Source organism: Kordia sp. (genome assembly GCF_022447245.1).
Lineage (GTDB): Bacteria > Bacteroidota > Bacteroidia > Flavobacteriales > Flavobacteriaceae > Kordia.
In genome coordinates, this window is sequence record NZ_JAKVBC010000004.1 from 1 (window position 1) to 17,901 (window position 17,901).

Annotated in this window: 14 protein-coding genes; 2 read left to right on the forward strand and 12 right to left on the reverse strand. The window is 37.5% G+C overall.

Annotated elements, in window-relative coordinates; translation table 11 throughout:
* From MK119_RS04020 to MK119_RS04055, 8 genes are all read right to left on the reverse strand, one after another.
* A partial coding sequence (locus tag MK119_RS04020; RefSeq protein WP_290671142.1) for a hypothetical protein occupies window positions 1–575 on the reverse strand: 575 nt, incomplete at its 3' end.
* Window positions 576–947: 372 nt separating this feature from the next.
* Window positions 948–1,400 (reverse strand): protein-disulfide reductase DsbD domain-containing protein, encoded by a 453-nt coding sequence (locus MK119_RS04025; RefSeq protein WP_290671143.1) that lies wholly within the window; start codon window positions 1,398–1,400, stop codon window positions 948–950.
* Between the two features lie 178 nt (window positions 1,401–1,578).
* Window positions 1,579–2,289, reverse strand: a complete 711-nt coding sequence (gene purQ, locus MK119_RS04030) for a phosphoribosylformylglycinamidine synthase I (protein WP_290671145.1) — start codon at window positions 2,287–2,289, stop codon at window positions 1,579–1,581.
* A 417-nt stretch (window positions 2,290–2,706) separates the two neighbouring features.
* The gene (locus tag MK119_RS04035) at window positions 2,707–3,687 is read right to left on the reverse strand and encodes a hypothetical protein (protein WP_290671146.1); all 981 of its coding nucleotides are present in this window, start codon (window positions 3,685–3,687) and stop codon (window positions 2,707–2,709) included.
* A 333-nt stretch (window positions 3,688–4,020) separates the two neighbouring features.
* Window positions 4,021–4,884 (reverse strand): alpha/beta hydrolase fold domain-containing protein, encoded by an 864-nt coding sequence (locus tag MK119_RS04040; protein ID WP_290671147.1) that lies wholly within the window; start codon window positions 4,882–4,884, stop codon window positions 4,021–4,023.
* A 24-nt stretch (window positions 4,885–4,908) separates the two neighbouring features.
* Entirely contained in the window at window positions 4,909–5,205 is a 297-nt protein-coding gene (locus MK119_RS04045; RefSeq protein ID WP_290671149.1) for a hypothetical protein, read from the reverse strand.
* Between the two features lie 145 nt (window positions 5,206–5,350).
* Entirely contained in the window at window positions 5,351–6,538 is a 1,188-nt protein-coding gene (locus tag MK119_RS04050) for an MFS transporter (protein WP_290671151.1), read from the reverse strand.
* Between the two features lie 104 nt (window positions 6,539–6,642).
* A complete protein-coding gene (locus tag MK119_RS04055) occupies window positions 6,643–7,890 on the reverse strand; it encodes an HD domain-containing protein (protein WP_290671153.1) in 1,248 nt (415 codons plus the stop codon).
* 181 nt (window positions 7,891–8,071) lie between these two features.
* Here MK119_RS04055 and MK119_RS04060 point away from each other — a divergent pair, with 181 nt between their 5' ends.
* Window positions 8,072–9,625, forward strand: a complete 1,554-nt coding sequence (locus MK119_RS04060) for a response regulator (RefSeq protein WP_290671155.1) — start codon at window positions 8,072–8,074, stop codon at window positions 9,623–9,625.
* A 116-nt stretch (window positions 9,626–9,741) separates the two neighbouring features.
* On the opposite strand, the gene lnt is transcribed toward MK119_RS04060, so the two are convergent.
* Both lnt and metG read right to left on the reverse strand, forming a co-directional pair.
* Window positions 9,742–11,529 (reverse strand): apolipoprotein N-acyltransferase, encoded by a 1,788-nt coding sequence (gene lnt / locus MK119_RS04065; RefSeq protein ID WP_290671157.1) that lies wholly within the window; start codon window positions 11,527–11,529, stop codon window positions 9,742–9,744.
* Between the two features lie 163 nt (window positions 11,530–11,692).
* Complete coding sequence (metG, locus tag MK119_RS04070; protein WP_290671159.1) at window positions 11,693–13,810, reverse strand: methionine--tRNA ligase; 2,118 nt, start codon at window positions 13,808–13,810, stop codon at window positions 11,693–11,695.
* Between the two features lie 265 nt (window positions 13,811–14,075).
* Between metG and MK119_RS04075 the strand changes: the two genes are divergently transcribed.
* Window positions 14,076–16,589 carry a PIG-L family deacetylase gene (locus MK119_RS04075; protein ID WP_290671161.1) on the forward strand — a complete coding sequence of 838 codons (2,514 nt, stop codon included), beginning with the start codon at window positions 14,076–14,078 and terminating at the stop codon, window positions 16,587–16,589.
* Between the two features lie 50 nt (window positions 16,590–16,639).
* Here MK119_RS04075 and MK119_RS04080 read toward each other — a convergent pair whose 3' ends face one another.
* Both MK119_RS04080 and MK119_RS04085 read right to left on the reverse strand, forming a co-directional pair.
* Window positions 16,640–17,041 carry a DoxX family protein gene (locus MK119_RS04080; RefSeq protein ID WP_290671163.1) on the reverse strand — a complete coding sequence of 134 codons (402 nt, stop codon included), beginning with the start codon at window positions 17,039–17,041 and terminating at the stop codon, window positions 16,640–16,642.
* Between the two features lie 138 nt (window positions 17,042–17,179).
* Entirely contained in the window at window positions 17,180–17,800 is a 621-nt protein-coding gene (locus MK119_RS04085) for a hypothetical protein (protein ID WP_290671165.1), read from the reverse strand.
* Between the last annotated feature and the right edge of the window lie 101 nt (window positions 17,801–17,901).

A 17,901-nucleotide genomic window follows, 5' to 3' on the forward strand; every position in this document is an offset into this window, starting at 1 on the left:
CCTGCTATGGCTTGCCCCTTATCATTGGCATCTTCTGTGCTCTCTGAAATTTGTGAAGGCTCTTTATCATCCGTACTCGTCTCCATATCATTAGTACTTGCAACTTCATCCTTTGCAGTAGCTTCCGCTAAATCAAATGAAAAGTCAACACTTGTCGGAGGTAAGCAGCGCTCGCTATCGCAAGTCATAAACTCTAGATAACCTACAATCGGCTTAGAAGCATCTGTTACTTTTACTCTTTGAGAAAACTTAACAGGGCTTTTGATGTACTTAATCACCACCACATTGTCAAATAATGGATCTGGACCTTCCTTCTTTTTACCAGATTCTGCTACTTTACCTTCCTTTGTAAAGTGGTCACCTGCATCAAATTCAAAATAAGTTGGTACAGGACCATTATCGTCTGTAAACTGTGAATAAATCGTCCATCCTTTTTCCATGGTAGCGGTAAAGACGAGATCATATTCAGTGTCACTAACTTTTTCAGAAGTCATTTTCCAAGTGACGGGGTCATAAATTTGTGCATTTAGACCTACTGCAAAGAGGATAGCACAGAGTAAAAACTTGAATCGCATAATCAACTACTGTTTTATGTCCATTTAAAGCCCTGATGAAATTACTTTAAATGGTTAAAGTATTCGTTTTTAATTTCATACATATCAACGACTATCGTTCAGCCTTTGGGAAAATGATTGTATATATTCTATTATCAGATGATTCTTAGGAAGAGAAAGCTGTCTACAATTTTTCACTACTAGTCTACAGCAATTTGCAATAGCTTCTTTAATCAATAAAAAAGTCTTTATCCATCACTTAAGCATTGTGAGATCAAAAATAGTAGAACACTTTTTTCTGTCCAAGTATAAGCTCAAATTTGGTCGGGTAATTAACCGATTTAGCATGAAAAAAGGTTCATATTTAAATATTTAGTACTTACACTTCATGCTTTAGTTTAGTTCAAAAGCGAAATCAATCGCCTTAGGAGGCAAACATTGCGCATTGTCGCAAGTCATAAACTCTAAATAGCCTTTTAGATTCGTAGCTCCATTAATCAGTTTGACTTTTTGACGAATGATCATTTTATGGGCAAACTTCACTAATTCCATATCAAACATATTATCATAACCCTCAATTTTTTTTCCTCCTTCCTCCGTCGCTTGTTCTAGAATTGTCACCCCTAGCTTGTCAGCAAAATATAGAGAAGTAGGAATAGGTCCGTCTTCACCAATATATTGGGAGTATACATACCATCCATCATTGATCTCTGCTTTAAAAACTAATTCATACGTATTCAGATCAACTTTTTCAGCGCTGAAATCCCACTTTACTGGATTCAGCTGAGCAGTTAAAGGAGTATTTGCGCAAGCAAAAAAGGCAATCAAAAAAATCCAAATCTTCATGCTATCACTATTGTTGTTGGACTACAAAATTAAATGTACAAACAGGAAAAGCAAGCTAATCTTTGTACGATAATAAAAGATTAACAATTTGAATTTAACTTCTTTCTTGTAAGACAAGGAATGTTAAAAAAGATAACTTAGATAAGCTTTGAAAATACTATTTATATTTATTCAATTATTAACCCATCATTACTTTCGAAGTACTTAATAAAGATTCAAAAAGAATTCTACCGTCAGTATTCCCCAAGATATCTTCAGAGGCACGTTCAGGGTGTGGCATCATACCAAATACATTGCGTTCTGCATTACAGATTCCTGCAATATTTAGCGTAGAACCATTTGGATTAGCTTCTTCTGTAATTTCTCCGTTTTCGTCGCAGTAGTAGAAAAGAATTTGGTCATTATCTTGAAGCTGCTTTATGGTTGCTTCATCTGCATGGAAACGTCCCTCTGCATGTGCGATAGGAATTTTTAGCGCTTTATCTAAATTGATATGTGCTACGATAGCAGCATTATTAGTTGGTGATTTTAGGTGAGTATTTTTACAAATGAACTTTTGGTTGTTGTTACGAAGTAATACCCCTGGCAATAGGCCAGTTTCGCATAAAATTTGGAAGCCATTACAAATCCCCCACACAAAACCACCTTCATTTGCAAATTTCACGACAGACTTCATGATTGGGCTGAATTGTGCAATAGCGCCTGCACGTAGGTAGTCTCCATATGAGAACCCCCCAGGGAGTACAATACAATCGCCTTTACCAAAGTCAGAGATATCTTCATCTTTATGCCATAACTTCACTACTTCTTGCCCCATCACTTCCGAAAGCACATGAACCATGTCATCATCACAATTAGAACCTGGAAAAACGACTACACCAAACTTCATAACGTCTATAATTTTAAGTAGTTAGGCATAAATTAAAATAAAACATAATATTTTATACCTCTTTGATAGCCGCAAAATTAGTTAAAAAAAACTAGGCTTATTCAATTTTGTAAAGAGAAGTTGCTGAAATTTTGTTCAGATCATCAATGATCTGGACCGAGCTAGTAGAAAAGTAAGCTGATTACTAAGGATTCGTAAAAATCTTTAGCTTTCTGAGTCTACGAACATAAAAAGATTTTAGAGCATCTTTAATTTTTCTGACACATAGAAATCAAAGCTTTGAGAACTATACCGTTCGATTGGATCAATCACATAGCTCGCTAAGCTCCACCACAAATCATTAGCCAAGACCCTTTCTTTAACAGCTGTTGGACTCAAATCGTTGGCTTTCCTTTTGAATAAAAGTTATACATATGATCATACCAAATATGGATAATATTGTATTAAAAGGATAGAGAGGATCGCCAGAAAATACCAAGTTTCTGCCCATCTATTGGCAATAGCCGTCAAATTAAGCGATAGAAAAATACCAAGCGGAATACCCAAAGCTAAAAGTTGCTCTAAATAAAAGGCTTGATGAAAAGCAAAAATCAATAAACTGCTTAGCAGTACCCAATAAAAGATATCAATCTTTTTTTGCACATCGATATTTTTCTTTGCAGTATATACCCTGTAGCTTAATACAGTCAATGCAATAAATAGAACAAAAAGTAAAATTTTCAAAACTGAAGAAAAACTCAAAGCTAAAGGAAAAAAGCTAATCACTCCAACCCCTGCAAATTGTACCTCCCAAAAATGATGCAAGTCATCCATCAAATAGAAGCTTACTCCCAGCAAAAAGTAAGGAATGATAACCCCACTAAAAAAGGCAATTCTTTCCCCCAACCTAAAAGGTCGCAATATCCTAAAGCCAATCATCATTCCTAAAGTAAAGCCTAAGTATGGAACATAGCAAAAACTTGCGATCGCTAACCAAAACCCGACATTAAAGATGCGATCACTACAGGCTGTTTTTTTATAGGTTTGCAGCAACTCAAGAATAGCAAGAAGTAAAAACGTATTTGCAATAAGTACTGGAGAAAAAATAAGAAATTCTGGTAGGATACTACAAAGCGTAATATAAATTAGACCTGGGATCATTGTAACCTCCCTATCTAAACGATGAATCCTCGCCATCATATTGACGATAACAGCCTGAAAGAAAAGGAGAATCGAAGCCGACAAATATGCGACAAATGAATTTTGACCAGTAAACTGATAGATATGAGCGGCCAACAAACCATGCTTTGGTGCTTCCCATTCTATAGGGAAAAAGAAGGGATATGCTCGTAAAATAGCAATAAACAAAAGCAATAAAGCACTTACAAAAAGCTGATTCGTCCGAAATATCGATAACACGCTAAATAAATTTCGTTTGCTAAGACATAAGTTAAAAAATAAAACAACTGCTTACCATAAGTGCCTAGACAAAATTGCTTGTTCAATAAAATTGTTCATTCGAAAATGATAAGTAACTGACGATAGGAAAGTTACGCATGATTTTTGAACGAACATAAAGACCTGTTTGCCTATAGCTGAGTTTTATTGTACCAATCTCAGCCTGCCGGCAGGCACAGTTTCGGGCAAACTACTTATTATATAAAGAACGGGTAAACGGTTCATTTTAAATTTCACCTTATGCTAAGAGTATAATACTAGAAATCAAATGTACAAAAAGTTTACTTTATTGATTCAGCTATTCGACAGTACTTGCTGAATAAAAGTGATACTATTTTGAACTAGAATCTGAGCATGTGAGGGAAGCCCTTTTTCAAAATACGGATGGCTTCCACCAAATACATGATTAGCTCCTTTTATCAATTGCATTTGCGCTTTAGAACCAAGCCACTCTTTCAACTCGTATGCAGCCTGCTCAGTTACTGCTGGATCATTGGTACCGTGAATAATGAGTACTGGTTGTTTTAAGTGAGCAGCCATGTAGGCTGTATCATAAGATCGACCAGCTAACTTAAAATCTTCATAAAATTGAAAGTACAGCGGCATTTGTTGTTTGGTCCTAGCATTTGAAGCATAATAAACTCCATCATTTTTCCACTGCTCGACAAAACCTTCTTTGCGCCAAGCATAATCTAAGTGACTTACTGCAGCCCATGTGATTAGGCCAGTGACTCTAGGGTCGGTAGCTGTTTTCACTATACCTAGTCCACCTCCTCTGCTATGCCCAATATAAAATAATGATAAAGGCATTTGATCAATAAATGCCAATTCTTTGGGCTTATCAAAAAGCCATTCTAATACAGCATCGATATCGGTAATTTCTTTTGTATAATTATTATTTCCAAAAGCTACTAGGTCATTAAATTGTGAAGGACTCTTAAGTGTCGTACCGTTATGGGAAAAATTAAACTTGACAAACAAAAAACCTGCATTTGCAAAATACCGCGCAATGGCATCCCACATTCCCCAATCCTTAAAACCTTTAAAACCATGTACAAAAAGAACCGTTGACAGAGGTTTGGCCGTTTTGCAATAGCAATCAAGTAAAAAGGAACGCTCATCTGCTCCTTTTAATGGAATATTTCTTAAAACACGCATAAAAATTAAATAATTTTAATGCATCTAATTTAGTGAAAAAATAGCGGGAGCTTGTTGATAAGCGTAGGCATTAAGTAGAGATACTTCAAATTGAATAAACTTAGCTAGAGGGAAATGCAGCATCATTTCGAATACCTCGATTTCGGAATTGGCATTAACAATGGCCCAAAGTTTGGAATTTTCAAGTGAAAGTGCATAATGGATAAGCTTACCTTCCGTCATATACTTGCCTAGGACTTCTTGCTGAATAGGTAAAAGTCGAATTAGTTCTTCGGGAATATCATTAGGCAGCGTACAATCTACCATAAATTGGTGTACCATATACTCACTTTTATTTTCATCATATCGATGAAACTAGGATAACATAAAGGTAGGATGAAAACCGATCAAATGCCTTTTTTAGTGCAAATTAGTCTCGTCAAAATCGTTTTTTGTCAGTAATTAGCCTAAAACCCCTATACTCCACTTAAGAAACCGTTTTCAACATTCGGCCAACAAAAATAGCGACCACACTCATGAGCATTGCCAGTAGACCAACGTACAGAAAATTATTTAAACTCCCATCTGTATTCTCTGTAATAATCGAACCTGCAATAAAAGAAGATAAAGCCAACGCCAATTCATTTATAGAAGAACGCACACTCATAAAACTTCCTCTATTCTCTGTTTTTACAACTGAAGTGATCAAGGTAGTAGCAGGTACATTCCTTCCACTCGACACGACAAAGTAAGTAGAAGTAACACAGATACCTACCCATACAGCTACTACAGGTAGTGTTGTAATGGCATAAATAGAGCCCAATGCAAGGATACTAGACCAAGTAAATATCTTCAAATGCCCAAAGCGATCTGCCAATTTTCCTGCCAAGGGAAGTAAGAAAACCGTCAAAGTACCACCAACAGCATATACATAAGTCACTTCAAAATCAGTAAATCCGACATTCAATTGCATATAAGGTGCAATAAAAGGGATAATCATAAAGTGGCCAAACATCAAACTAATTGAAAAGAGTAAAGCCTTTGCTTGATTAGGATTCAGAAAGATATTTAGAATATTCCGAAAGGGATTCGTTCGCTCCATTGAATTCGTCAGATGACCTCGCATTTGCGGAAGCGTAAAAAACATGACAACTGTAACGATTGCGCTAATAATCCCTACTGCCAAGAAAGGAACGGTCCAACCATACAAAGCTGCTAAGTAAATGCCAACAGGAACGCCAACTACCGAAGCAACAGAAAAGGCAGTCATTACAATCCCCATAGCCATACCTCTACGCTCAAAAGGAATGACATCTCCCACAATGGCCAACACCAATGCTGCCAAAACACCTCCAAATGCACCAGTGATACATCGCGCCGCTAACAAAGTGTAATAATCTGGAGCAAAAGAACAAGCTAATGTACCTATTGTAAATCCAATATAATTAAAAAGTAAAGCTGTTTTACGATCAAATCGATCGATAAACATCGCACTGATCAATCCAAAAAACGCTGCACTGAAAGCATAAGTTGATACGATCAAACTGAATTGCTTTGGCGTAATATTAAAAATAGACATGAACTGGGAGCCCAATGGCATGATGATCATGAAATCGATAATATGAGTAAACTGTACAATAGCAAGGATCAACAACAGAAGGCGCTCGTTCTTCATCTAAGTGACAATTATTTCTTCAAAAATCCGATCAAATAATTAGGACTACTTGTTAACCCTTTTATCCCAACAATAGTTGTATTGAATGAAAATTAGGTAATTATTTAGTGTAAGCTCTTAATCTTTGAGGCTTTCAAAATTTCTTTGGGATAACATAGATAATGTTTTACAAAATTCTTGGATTGAATACCATAGTCCATAGAATCAGACATAGGTTTTACCATACCATTTTTAAATAAAATTTTGATTTCGTCTTTGGATGTGCTGTATGCGCTATTGGACTCCTGGCCCTCTATAAACAAAAAAGGAAAAACTTCCTCATTAAAAGGGTTCCAGTTTGCTATTTTTTCCTTTAGCGTGGTTTTGTAAGAAGGTTCAAAAGGAAGATTGCTGAAATCTAATCGATAAAGTTGTCGATCCACTATCTTTTTGGATAAAAAGGCAAGAAACGGGTCCTCCGCACCTACCCATGTTTTTATACTTGAAATAATATCAATATCATCTAATTCAGCAAAATAGCTTAAAAGTATATCAGGATTACTTTCTAAATAGGAAGAATCTAATGTATTTTCTAGAAAAAAACGCATAGCAGGAGATGCAATCATTGGATCCCAGCCTGCACGAACTAGATACTTTGCCCAATTCAGCACTTGAATAAGCATCAACTCCGCAGATAAGACTGTTTTATGTAAATAAACCTGCCAATACATTAGGCGCCGAGCCACTAAAAATTTTTCAATAGAATATATACCTTTTTCTTCGATTACCAATTCATCCTTATGTACGGCTAACATCTTAATTAGTCGATGATAACCAATGACACCTTCGTGAACGCCCGTAAAGTAGCTATCCCGATTAAGATAATCCATCCGATCCATATCTAGTTGGCTAGAAACCAGTTGATGAAGAAATTTTTTGGGATGATCATTCCTAAAAATGTCTAATGCCATAGACAAAGCACCACTAAATTCAACATTTAACTTTTCCATAAACAATACAGAGAGCTCTTCGTGCGTAACATTAATCAAGGTATTTTCTAGCGTATGAGAAAAAGGACCATGCCCAATGTCATGAAGCAAAATAGCGATAGAAACTGCTTTAGCTTCCTCTTCGGTTATTGCTGTGCCTTTTGAGCGTAGGGTTTCTATTGCTTGTGTCATCAAGTGTAAGGCGCCAAGCGCATGATGAAAACGAGTATGTAAGGCACCTGGATAAACATAGTGGGTAAGACTAAGTTGTTTGATACGTCTTAGTCTTTGGAAATATGGATGCTCCATTAAGTCAAAAATGATACCATAAGGAACATTCACAAAGCCGTATACAGGATCATTCAAAATTTTCTTCTTGTTCATAAGGCTTGGTCAAACTTTCTTTCTATATTCAGAGAACTTACCATTCTCGTAGCTTTAACATCGGAATACAGTTAAATTGTTTGTATTCAGTTCATTCAAATACAAAAATAACTGATTTTCAGATGTGAATCGTTAAGTGAAAGATAAGAATACAATTACTTCAACATTATTATTAATATAAATGGAAAAAATTACAATTCTTTGGGCCGATGATGAAATCGATTTATTAAAGCCTCAATTGATGTTCCTTCGCAAGAGGGGATATGAAGTTATTGAAGTAACCAATGGCTATGACGCCATTGAAGAATGTGAAGAGAATAATGATATTGATGTAATATTCTTGGACGAAAGTATGCCCGGTATTACCGGTTTGGAAACTTTAGCCAAAATTAAAAGTGAATTCCCACAAATCCCCGTGGTGATGATCACAAAAAATGAAGCAGAAAATGTAATGGAAGAGGCCATCGGAGCACAAATCTCGGATTACCTTATCAAGCCTGTTAATCCTAATCAGATCCTACTAAGCCTCAAAAAAATCATAAAGACGGATACTCTAGTCAGAGAAAAAACGGCTAATGACTATCAGCAAGACTTTCGTCAAATCTTTATGGAAATCAACAGTGGCTTAGATTTTGAACAGTGGGCAGATGTTTATCGGAAGATTATCAATTGGGAAATCCGTATTGATGAGGCCAATTCGACAGAAATGGCCGATATCTTATCCATGCAAAAGAGTGAAGCCAATACAGAGTTTTCAAAATACATTGTAAAAAACTACTTACGCTGGTTAGAAAAAGATAATGGCCCAGTCATGTCAAATAATCTGATGCGCCAGAAGATTTTTACAAAAATGGATCATGAAATTCCCACCGTTTTCTTATTGCTGGACAACTTGCGTTATGATCAATGGAAAATCCTAGAGCCCATTGTTAATGAACTATTTAAAACTGAAGAGGAAGACTACTTTTACAGTATATTACCTACTTCTACCCAGTACAGCCGGAATGCTATCTTCGCAGGAATGATGCCTAGCGAAATTGAAAGGCACTATAAAAAATGGTGGAAAAACGACCACGAAGAAGGTGGAAAAAATCTTCACGAAAAAGATTTATTAGACGAACAGATCAGACGTACTTTCCGCCATCCGATTCGTTTTGACTATATAAAAGTTACGAATGTTCACCATGCAAAGCTATTGAACGATAATATCTTAGATTACCTGCACAATGATTTGACTGTAGTGGTCTATAATTTTATCGATATGCTTTCTCATGCTCGTACAGAGATGGAAGTACTAAAGGAATTGGCAGGTGATGAAAAAGCGTATCGCTCGCTTACACTATCTTGGTTCAAAAATTCACCCCTCTGGTCTGCTTTACAAAAAATAGCAGAACGCGATGTACAACTCTTTATTTCTACAGATCATGGTACGATTAGAGTAAACCATCCATCAAAAGTGATCGGTGATCGCGAAACAACAACTAATCTACGCTACAAGGTGGGACGTAACCTTAACTATAAAAGAAATGATGTCTTGGAAGTAAGAAATCCACATAAAGCTTTCTTACCTAGACCGAATGTCAGCTCGACTTTCATTTTTGCTAAGGAAGATAAGTTCTTCTTATACCCTAACAATTATAATTATTACAATAACTATTACAGAAATACTTTCCAACACGGAGGAATTTCTCTGGAAGAGATGATTTGCCCTGTCGTGAAGTTGCGCTCTAAGTAAGGAGTTTGGGACAGTGTAATTTTATGAGGGGGAGAAATTGTGACAGTGCGAGTTTATAACTTGGGAGTGAGAGTGGATGATTTTATGATCAAGCACTCTCTCTCTTGTATACAGCTTTACTGCTCTTCTTTCATTCTACTCTTTACAAATAAGTTTACGAGTAATAACATGGAAAGGAAAAGGGCTATTCTTGCTATCGCATCACCCCATTGAACATAGATCGTGATCTTTTTATTTTTCTTTAAATTTTGACGGATGACTGCTGCCTCGTCATAATTAGTTGCTTGTAACACATCTCCTCTTTGATTGATAAAGCAAGAAATTCCGGTATTGGCAGAGCGTGCAATAGCTCTTCTTGTTTCAATTGCTCGTAACGCACCAAATAACAAATGCTGACGATGACCTGCGGTATTATCCCACCATCCATCATTTGTCATGATGAATGCCAAATCAGCTCCTGCTAAAATATAACCTCTGAAGTAATCCCCAAAAACGGATTCATAGCAAATAACAGGTGCTGCCTTTCCACTCGTACTTTCGAAGGCATCTCTATTTTCTTGCGAGCCTACGCCAGCGGTTGTACCACCCAATTTTTTCACAAGTGGCTTCATAAAGAATAAAAGTGCTTGGAAAGGGAAATTTTCTGGACCAGGTACCAATTTTGACTTTTTATAAATAGGAATAGTATCTGATGCAGCATTAATTTGAATGCCACAGTTGAGTGTTTCGTAAAATATGGTTTTGCTTCCACTTTTACGTCCTCTTACAGCATCTGAAAATGCTTCATTAGGACCAAAATCATAGTAGGCATTGATCCCCGAAACAATATTCAGCTGGGGGTATTTCGCTACAAACTCTTTTAAAGTACGAATCGAACGATGACGGTCAATGGTATTAATTCGAACATACCTAGACGTACCGAAACTACTCTCTGGAAAAACTAGATAATCCGTATTCTCATCTAGTTTTTGCTCCGACAGATTCAGAAAATGCTGGACTTGATCCTTTTCACGTATCTTAAATTTCACATAATGTGGTTCGTAGTTGGGCTGTACGACCACCACACTTGCATCTTCCCCTTGTTCCTCATAGTTATAATACATTACTAATGAAATAACCATAGGTAAGATGAGGGTAATACCAATACGTGAAGCCAATCCTCTAGCTATTTGCCGCTCTACTTTATAGTGTTGATACAATTGATAGCCCCACACATTAATTGCCAAAATCCATAAACCACCCCCAAAAACACCCGTAAACTCATACCACTGCACCAAAGAAGGATATTCTGCAAAGCTATTACCAAGGGTCAACCAAGGCCAAGTCAGGTCCCAATTCAAATGTATGTATTCAAAACTAAACCAATAGGCAATAAAAGAAATGTTTGCCAACTTTGGTGTGGCTCTTTTTGTCAAGTGAAATAACAAAAAAGGAATACACATCAAGGCTGCATTCACCCATATAGCAAAAAAACCACCGCCTAGTGCTGCATTTCCCACCCAATAGGTACTGATGATATTCCAAACCACAAATGTGTGAAAGGCAAATTTGGTAACTTGCCAGCCCGCTCGTTTCGGTTGTTGTTTACTAATTTCATCTTCAACCAGCAAGAGCGGAATAAAGCCTATGAACATCAAAAAAGGAACAGGGATAAGATCTGGAAAACCAACGCCCAATAATACACCACTGAGTGTTGAAAGTCCAAGGAGACGGGCCTTATTGGGCAATTTTGACAAATAGGAATAACCTATACTCATAATTAATCCCCAAAGAGACAAGAAAAAGAACAAAGGTCGATAAGCCCACAATAGCTCCTCTTGTGAGCGAAGATACATGCTCGTCGTAGTTATTCCTAAAACAATCAAAAAACCAAGCCCAAGAATATATGGTAAGCGTTTTTTCACCAGAAACCGAATTAATGAACGGCAAAAATATTTAAAGATGCATAAATAAAAGAATCTATTGCAGAATTAACCTTCTATTTACGCTTATTAGAGCCAATTGAGTAATGAATGTAAATAAGGCAGCCTTCAATCATTGACACTGCCCAAAAAAAGTAATCCAGTTTTATTTTACAACAAAGCCATTTCCCATTCCTTCTTGCGGGCTTACAAAACCCAGCTCTCCTTTTTCATTCTCTGCCATTAAGATCATTCCTTGTGATTCTACCCCTCTCAGCTTTCTTGGAGCAAGATTGGCAACCAGTACTACTTGGGTTCCAACTACTTCTTCTGCTTTAAAAAAGGCTGCAATACCAGAAACCACCGTGCGTTCTTCTATACCCAAATCAACGGTTAGTTTCAGCAGTTTTTTCGCCTTAGGAATTTTCTCGGCAGCTGTGATAGTACCCGTACGTAGATCCAATTTTGTAAAATCGTCAAACTGGATCGTATCCTTAATGGGTTCGCGTTCATTTGCTTTTTCTTGGGCCAAAATAGCTTCCAATTTAGCTCTTTGGCGATCAACAATTTCCTTTCTACTATGGTCTTTACGGTCATTAATTTGCGCAAATAATAACTCGGGTTTATTCATCTGATGTCCCGCTTCTATGATGGCTTCATTTGCTTTCGCTTTCGCTAAAACCACTGCTAAATCCCCATTTTCAGTACTACCAAGATTTAGAATCCTGCGAATTTTTGGTGCGGTGAATGGAAGGAACGGTTCTGAAAGTATACTTAACAGCCCTACGACCTGTGCACATACGAACATGCATTCCTTAATTTTTTCACTTTCAGGGTCGGTCTTCCATATTTTCCATGGAGAAACGTCTTGTAAGTAAGTATTCCCCCAAGATGATAATTCCATTAAGCTCAAAATAGCCGCTTTGAAGCCAAAGGTCTCCACTTCTGAGCTTATACGCTGAGCAATCTGATAAGCTTCGGCTAGCTTATCCGTAGGAATGTTAGTTGGAGAAGGAATGACTCCTTCGTAATATTTATTGGTCAATACGACTACCCTATTTAGGAAGTTACCTAAATTTCCTACTAACTCTTTATCGTGATGGTCTTCAAAATCATCCCATCTAAAATCACTATCCTTATTTTCTGGAAGATTCCGAATAAGTGTATAACGTAAAGCATCTTCTTTGTTAGGAAAATCAGCAAATTCTTCCAAATACTTATGTTGCTCAATTCCCCAACCACGAGATTTAGAGAATTTCTGGCCTTCAAAGTTTAAAAACTGATTTGCCGGAACATTCTTAGGTAATGCGAAGTCGCCATAAGCCTTTAGCATTGCAGGAAATACAATACAGTGAAAAACAATATTATCCTTACCAATAAAGTGAATCAATTCTACATCATCTCCTTTCCAGTAAGCCTCCCAATCTTTGCCATTATCTAATGCCCATTGCTTGGTAGAAGAGATATAACCAATGGGTGCATCAAACCAAACATATAATACCTTGCCTGCTCCACCTTCCACAGGTACTGGAATCCCCCAGCTTAGGTCTCTAGTGATCGCTCTTGGTTGCAAGCCATTGTCCAACCAGGAAAGACACTGTCCTACCACATGCTTTTTCCATTCTTTAGCATCATGGTGTTGCACGCCATCCAATTGACCTTCATCAATCCATTGGCGCAGCCAATCTTCATGCTTATTTAATTTGAAATACCAGTGTTTGGTAGTTCTAAGAACAGGTGATTTCCCGCTAAGGGTAGAACGAGGATTAATTAATTCGGTTGGCGATAAATCAGAACCACAATTTTCGCATTGATCACCATAAGCTTCGTCATGACCACAACGTGGGCAAGTACCAACAATATAACGATCTGCTAAAAACTGATCAAAGCCTTCATCATAGTATTGATCAATACTTTGCTCTTCAAACTCATCCCCTTTCTCATACAGCTTAGTGAAAAATTCTTGAGCAGTTTCATGGTGTAATTGTGCACTCGTACGATGATAATGATCAAAAGAAATACCTAGTCGTTCAAAGCTACTTTTGTTTAACTCGTGGTATTTATCAATAATTTCTTTAGGAGAAATACCTTCTTTTTTTGCTCTAATCGTTATGGCAGCGCCATGTTCATCCGAACCACAAACCCAAACAACATCTTTACCTAATAGTCGAAGATAGCGCACATAAATATCAGCGGGTAAATAAGCACCTGAAAGGTGCCCCAGGTGTAATGGCCCATTGGCATACGGCAGTGCTGATGTTATTAAATATTTCTTTTCACTCATATCTCTTTATTTTAACTCACGAAAGGAGTTGCACTCATTTTCCGCGAAGATAATGAACAATGACGTTATGTGGCATGGCTAACGAAGGCTAATTCAAAATAGTTCGATTATAACACAAGAATGTCATACTTCATTTTGATAGATGTCCGTAACAAATGATATTAACCAATTAAAAACTGGAAAACAAAAGTACTTCAATATATTTGTAGTCACTTTGAACTAAGCTTACTGTTTAGGCTTTTAATGGAAAAGAAAACCTTGCTCTATGAAAATCAGTTACAAGATATTTTGGATGGTTTTGTGTTTGGGATTCCTTACAACGGCTGTAGCACAACAGCCTGAAAAACCCAATGCCGCCGAAATTTATCACTCTATTCAAAAATTAAACTTCTTAGGTTCTGCACTATATGTGGCCGCTCACCCTGATGACGAAAATACTAGATTAATTGCTTATTTAGCAAATGAAGTGAAAGCCAATACCGCTTACCTCTCTCTAACTCGAGGGGATGGAGGCCAAAACCTAGTTGGGCCTGAAATCCGCGAATTATTGGGTGTCATTCGTACCCAAGAGCTTCTGGCAGCTCGTCATACAGATGGTGGTTCTCAAATGTTTTCGCGTGCCAATGACTTTGGTTATTCCAAACATCCTGATGAAACACTAAAAATTTGGAATGAAAAAGAAGTAATGGCTGATGTGATCTGGGCAATCCGCAAATGGCAACCAGACATTATTGTCAATCGCTTCGACCATCGCACACCAGGTAGAACGCATGGCCATCATACTGCATCTGCAATGCTTTCTGAGCGCGCATTCAATATGGCTGGTGATCGTTCTGTTTATCCTGAACAACTTCAATGGCTTGATGAATGGCAACCACGTCGTCAGTTTTTTAATACTTCTTGGTGGTTTTACGGAAGTAGAGAAAATTTTGCAAAAGCAGATAAGTCTAAATTGATGAGTGTAGATATTGGCGTTTACTACCCATTACTTGGTCAATCAAATACAGAAATTGCTGCTGCAAGCCGCAGTATGCACAAATCGCAAGGTTTTGGTTCTACAGGGACAAGAGGTTCTCAATCGGAGTACCTTGAATTAATCAATGGTGACCTACCAGAAGATAAAGAGAATTTATTCGATGGTATTAATACGACTTGGACTCGAGTAGAAGGGGGAGCAGCGATCGGCAAAATTTTAAAAGCAGTAGAAGAGCAGTATAATTTCTCTGATCCTGCAGCGAGTGTACCTCAATTGGTTAAAGCCTACCAACTCATTAAACAACTACCTGAGGGTTACTGGAAGAGGGTGAAGCAAGAAGAAGTGGAAGAGGTGATTTCTCATTGTATGGCACTATATCTTGAAGTAGTAGCAGATGATTATTCCGCAACACCTGGAGAGGAAGTAGAACTTGCATTCGAGCTTATTAATCGCTCTAATATCGCTGCTCAACTCTTGGAAGCTAAGGTACCAGGTGTAAGTTTCGATACCACACTGAGTCTAGATTTAGAAGATAATCAATCTTACAAATTTTATAAAAAAGTAACATTACCTGAGGATATAGGAACCACTAATTCTTACTGGCTAAATAAAAAGTGGGAATTAGGTATGTATACGGTAGATGATCAACTTCAAAGGGGGCTTCCTGAAACTCCGCGCCAGCTCAGGGTGGTGTTTAGCTTAAATATACTTGGAGAAGATATGACGCTAACAAAAGACGTGGTTTTCAAACGCAATGATCCCGTTGATGCAGAAGTTTATCGTCCATTTGAAATTACACCTCCTGTGTTCACCAATCTGAATGAAAAAATCTATGTCTATGCAGATGGAAAACCACAAGAAATTGAAGTACTCGTTAAATCAGGTAAACCTAATGTAAGTGGAACTTTAGAATTGTGTCATAGCGAAGGCTGGAAAGCAGAACCAGCCAACATTGATTTTGAATTAAAACGAAAAGGGGAAGAACAAAAATTCACTTTTACCTTATATCCACCTAAAGAGCAAAGCGAGGATTTCATTGTACCACTCGCAAAAGTAGATGGTAAGTCTTATACGAACGAACTAATTATTATTGAATATGATCATATTCCTACCCAAACAGTGGTAAGAGACGCTTCTGCAAAAGTGGTAAATATTGACCTTAAAAAGGCAGGGTACAGAATTGGTTATATCATGGGAGCCGGAGATGATATTCCTTCTAGCTTGGAGCAAATGGGTTATGAGGTAACTATCCTGGAGGATAAAGATATAACAACTGGAAATTTGGCCACTTTTGACGCAGTAGTAATGGGCGTACGTGCTTACAACACGATAGATCGCCTAAAATTTCAACAATCCAAATTGATGGATTATGTCAAAAATGGTGGGACCATGCTGGTACAGTATAATACTTCTTTCCGTTTGAAAGTACCCATGAATGAATTAGCGCCTTATCCTATTAAATTGTCACGTGATCGGGTGTCTGTTGAAGAGGCAGAGGTAAGATTTTTGAAGCCTAATCATGCCGTTTTGAACTGGCCAAACAAAATCACACAAAAAGATTTTGAAGGATGGGTACAAGAACGTGGTTTGTATTTCCCAAATGAGTGGGACGATCAATATGAAGCTATCCTCTCAGCCAATGACCCTGGCGAACCTCCAAGAAATGGTGGCTTGCTAGTTGCACAATATGGAAAAGGATATTATATCTATTCAGGATACAGTTGGTTTAGAGAATTACCAGCTGGAGTTCCTGGCGCTTATCGTATTTTTGCCAATCTCGTTTCTATTGGCCAGCGGCCATAATATAAAAACCTTAAGCGGTTTGCCTTCGGCAAATCGCTTAAGGTTTTCTTTTATTCTTTGAATAGCCCTCCAATAAAAGGAATATCTTTTCGATAAACCCATGCTACCATAGCGCAGCATACAAAAGTAATAACGGCCAATCCAAATAAGCTCCCTCCATCATTATTGACAACTATACCTAATTGTGTAAGGTGAGAAAAAATAGCACCGCTAATAACACCTAAGCCCCCAATAGCGCCTAGATGCCTTGTTTTCGGAACCAATAAAAGGATTGCAATGATCAATTCTGCTACACCAATTCCAACTCTACCGACTGGCTCCAATCCAAGTTGAGAAAAGATATACACACTATCAGGATGTGCCGTAAACTTGAAATATAAGGTTTGCAATAAAATGATTGCTGCGATAATCGCTGCCACTCTAGCGATCATGTCTTGTTGTTTGCTTCGCATGACTTGTCGTTTTGATTAATGCTTTAGGGAATACTAAAGTACAATTTTTCAAAAACGGCTAGCCATGCTTGAAAATTCTAGAAAAAGTGCTTACTAGTTGTAGCGGCTAAGACAGTTTAGGAGGATACTCCCAAATATTTATTTCATTTTTGGTCTTCTGCGCTTAGATTTCCCACTGCGGGTCATAGCGCCTCCTTTTCCTCCCATTCGATTGGCTGCTTTCATTTGTCCGCGCTGTGCCAATGCTTTTTCAAACTGCAATAATTGTTCTTTAATCATGGGCTCCGATACATTACATGCTTTAGCTGTCCGATAGTGCATTTGCGCCTGTTTCCACTTATTCTTAGAAGCAGCGATATTACCCAACTGGAGCTGGAGCATAGCTTTTTCATTATCACTAGGCACCTCTATCTCATTTGCCATATTCAACCACTTCTCACCTTCTTCCGTATTGCGATTAGCTAAAGCAATTGAACCTTTAATCATATAATAATAAGCCCGATTAGTTACATATAGCCATTTTGGATTTAGCGTGAGATTTAAACGCTTTTCACAAGCATCAAAATCTTGTACTTGCATAAACTCTGCTGCCGACTGCACCGTACCCAATAAAACATACCCTATTAAAAGGATCAATCCGATTAATATAAATGGAAGTGCATACCAGAATCCAAAACCTGAAACAAACGATAAAACAATTCCTCCCACCAAAAACACCCCTATCAAGGCAAATCGTAAATAAATATTAATTGAAAACATCTAATCTTTTTTTAGTCTCGCAAAGGTAAGGTATGAAGTAGAAATAAAATAAACATCCTTCCTTAAAAATTCTGCGCAAGATATACATTTTATTTTTCAAC

Coding starts and splice junctions, on each gene's coding strand:
- metG (WP_290671159.1), bottom strand. CDS start 13,810: ATGAGTGAAAAGAAATATTTAATAACATCAGCACTGCCGTATGCCAAT.
- MK119_RS04075 (WP_290671161.1), top strand. CDS start 14,076: ATGAAAATCAGTTACAAGATATTTTGGATGGTTTTGTGTTTGGGATTC.
- MK119_RS04060 (WP_290671155.1), top strand. CDS start 8,072: ATGGAAAAAATTACAATTCTTTGGGCCGATGATGAAATCGATTTATTA.
- MK119_RS04045 (WP_290671149.1), bottom strand. CDS start 5,205: ATGGTACACCAATTTATGGTAGATTGTACGCTGCCTAATGATATTCCC.
- MK119_RS04085 (WP_290671165.1), bottom strand. CDS start 17,800: ATGTTTTCAATTAATATTTATTTACGATTTGCCTTGATAGGGGTGTTT.
- MK119_RS04050 (WP_290671151.1), bottom strand. CDS start 6,538: ATGAAGAACGAGCGCCTTCTGTTGTTGATCCTTGCTATTGTACAGTTT.
- MK119_RS04025 (WP_290671143.1), bottom strand. CDS start 1,400: ATGAAGATTTGGATTTTTTTGATTGCCTTTTTTGCTTGCGCAAATACT.
- purQ (WP_290671145.1), bottom strand. CDS start 2,289: ATGAAGTTTGGTGTAGTCGTTTTTCCAGGTTCTAATTGTGATGATGAC.
- MK119_RS04080 (WP_290671163.1), bottom strand. CDS start 17,041: ATGCGAAGCAAACAACAAGACATGATCGCTAGAGTGGCAGCGATTATC.
- MK119_RS04055 (WP_290671153.1), bottom strand. CDS start 7,890: ATGAACAAGAAGAAAATTTTGAATGATCCTGTATACGGCTTTGTGAAT.
- MK119_RS04040 (WP_290671147.1), bottom strand. CDS start 4,884: ATGCGTGTTTTAAGAAATATTCCATTAAAAGGAGCAGATGAGCGTTCC.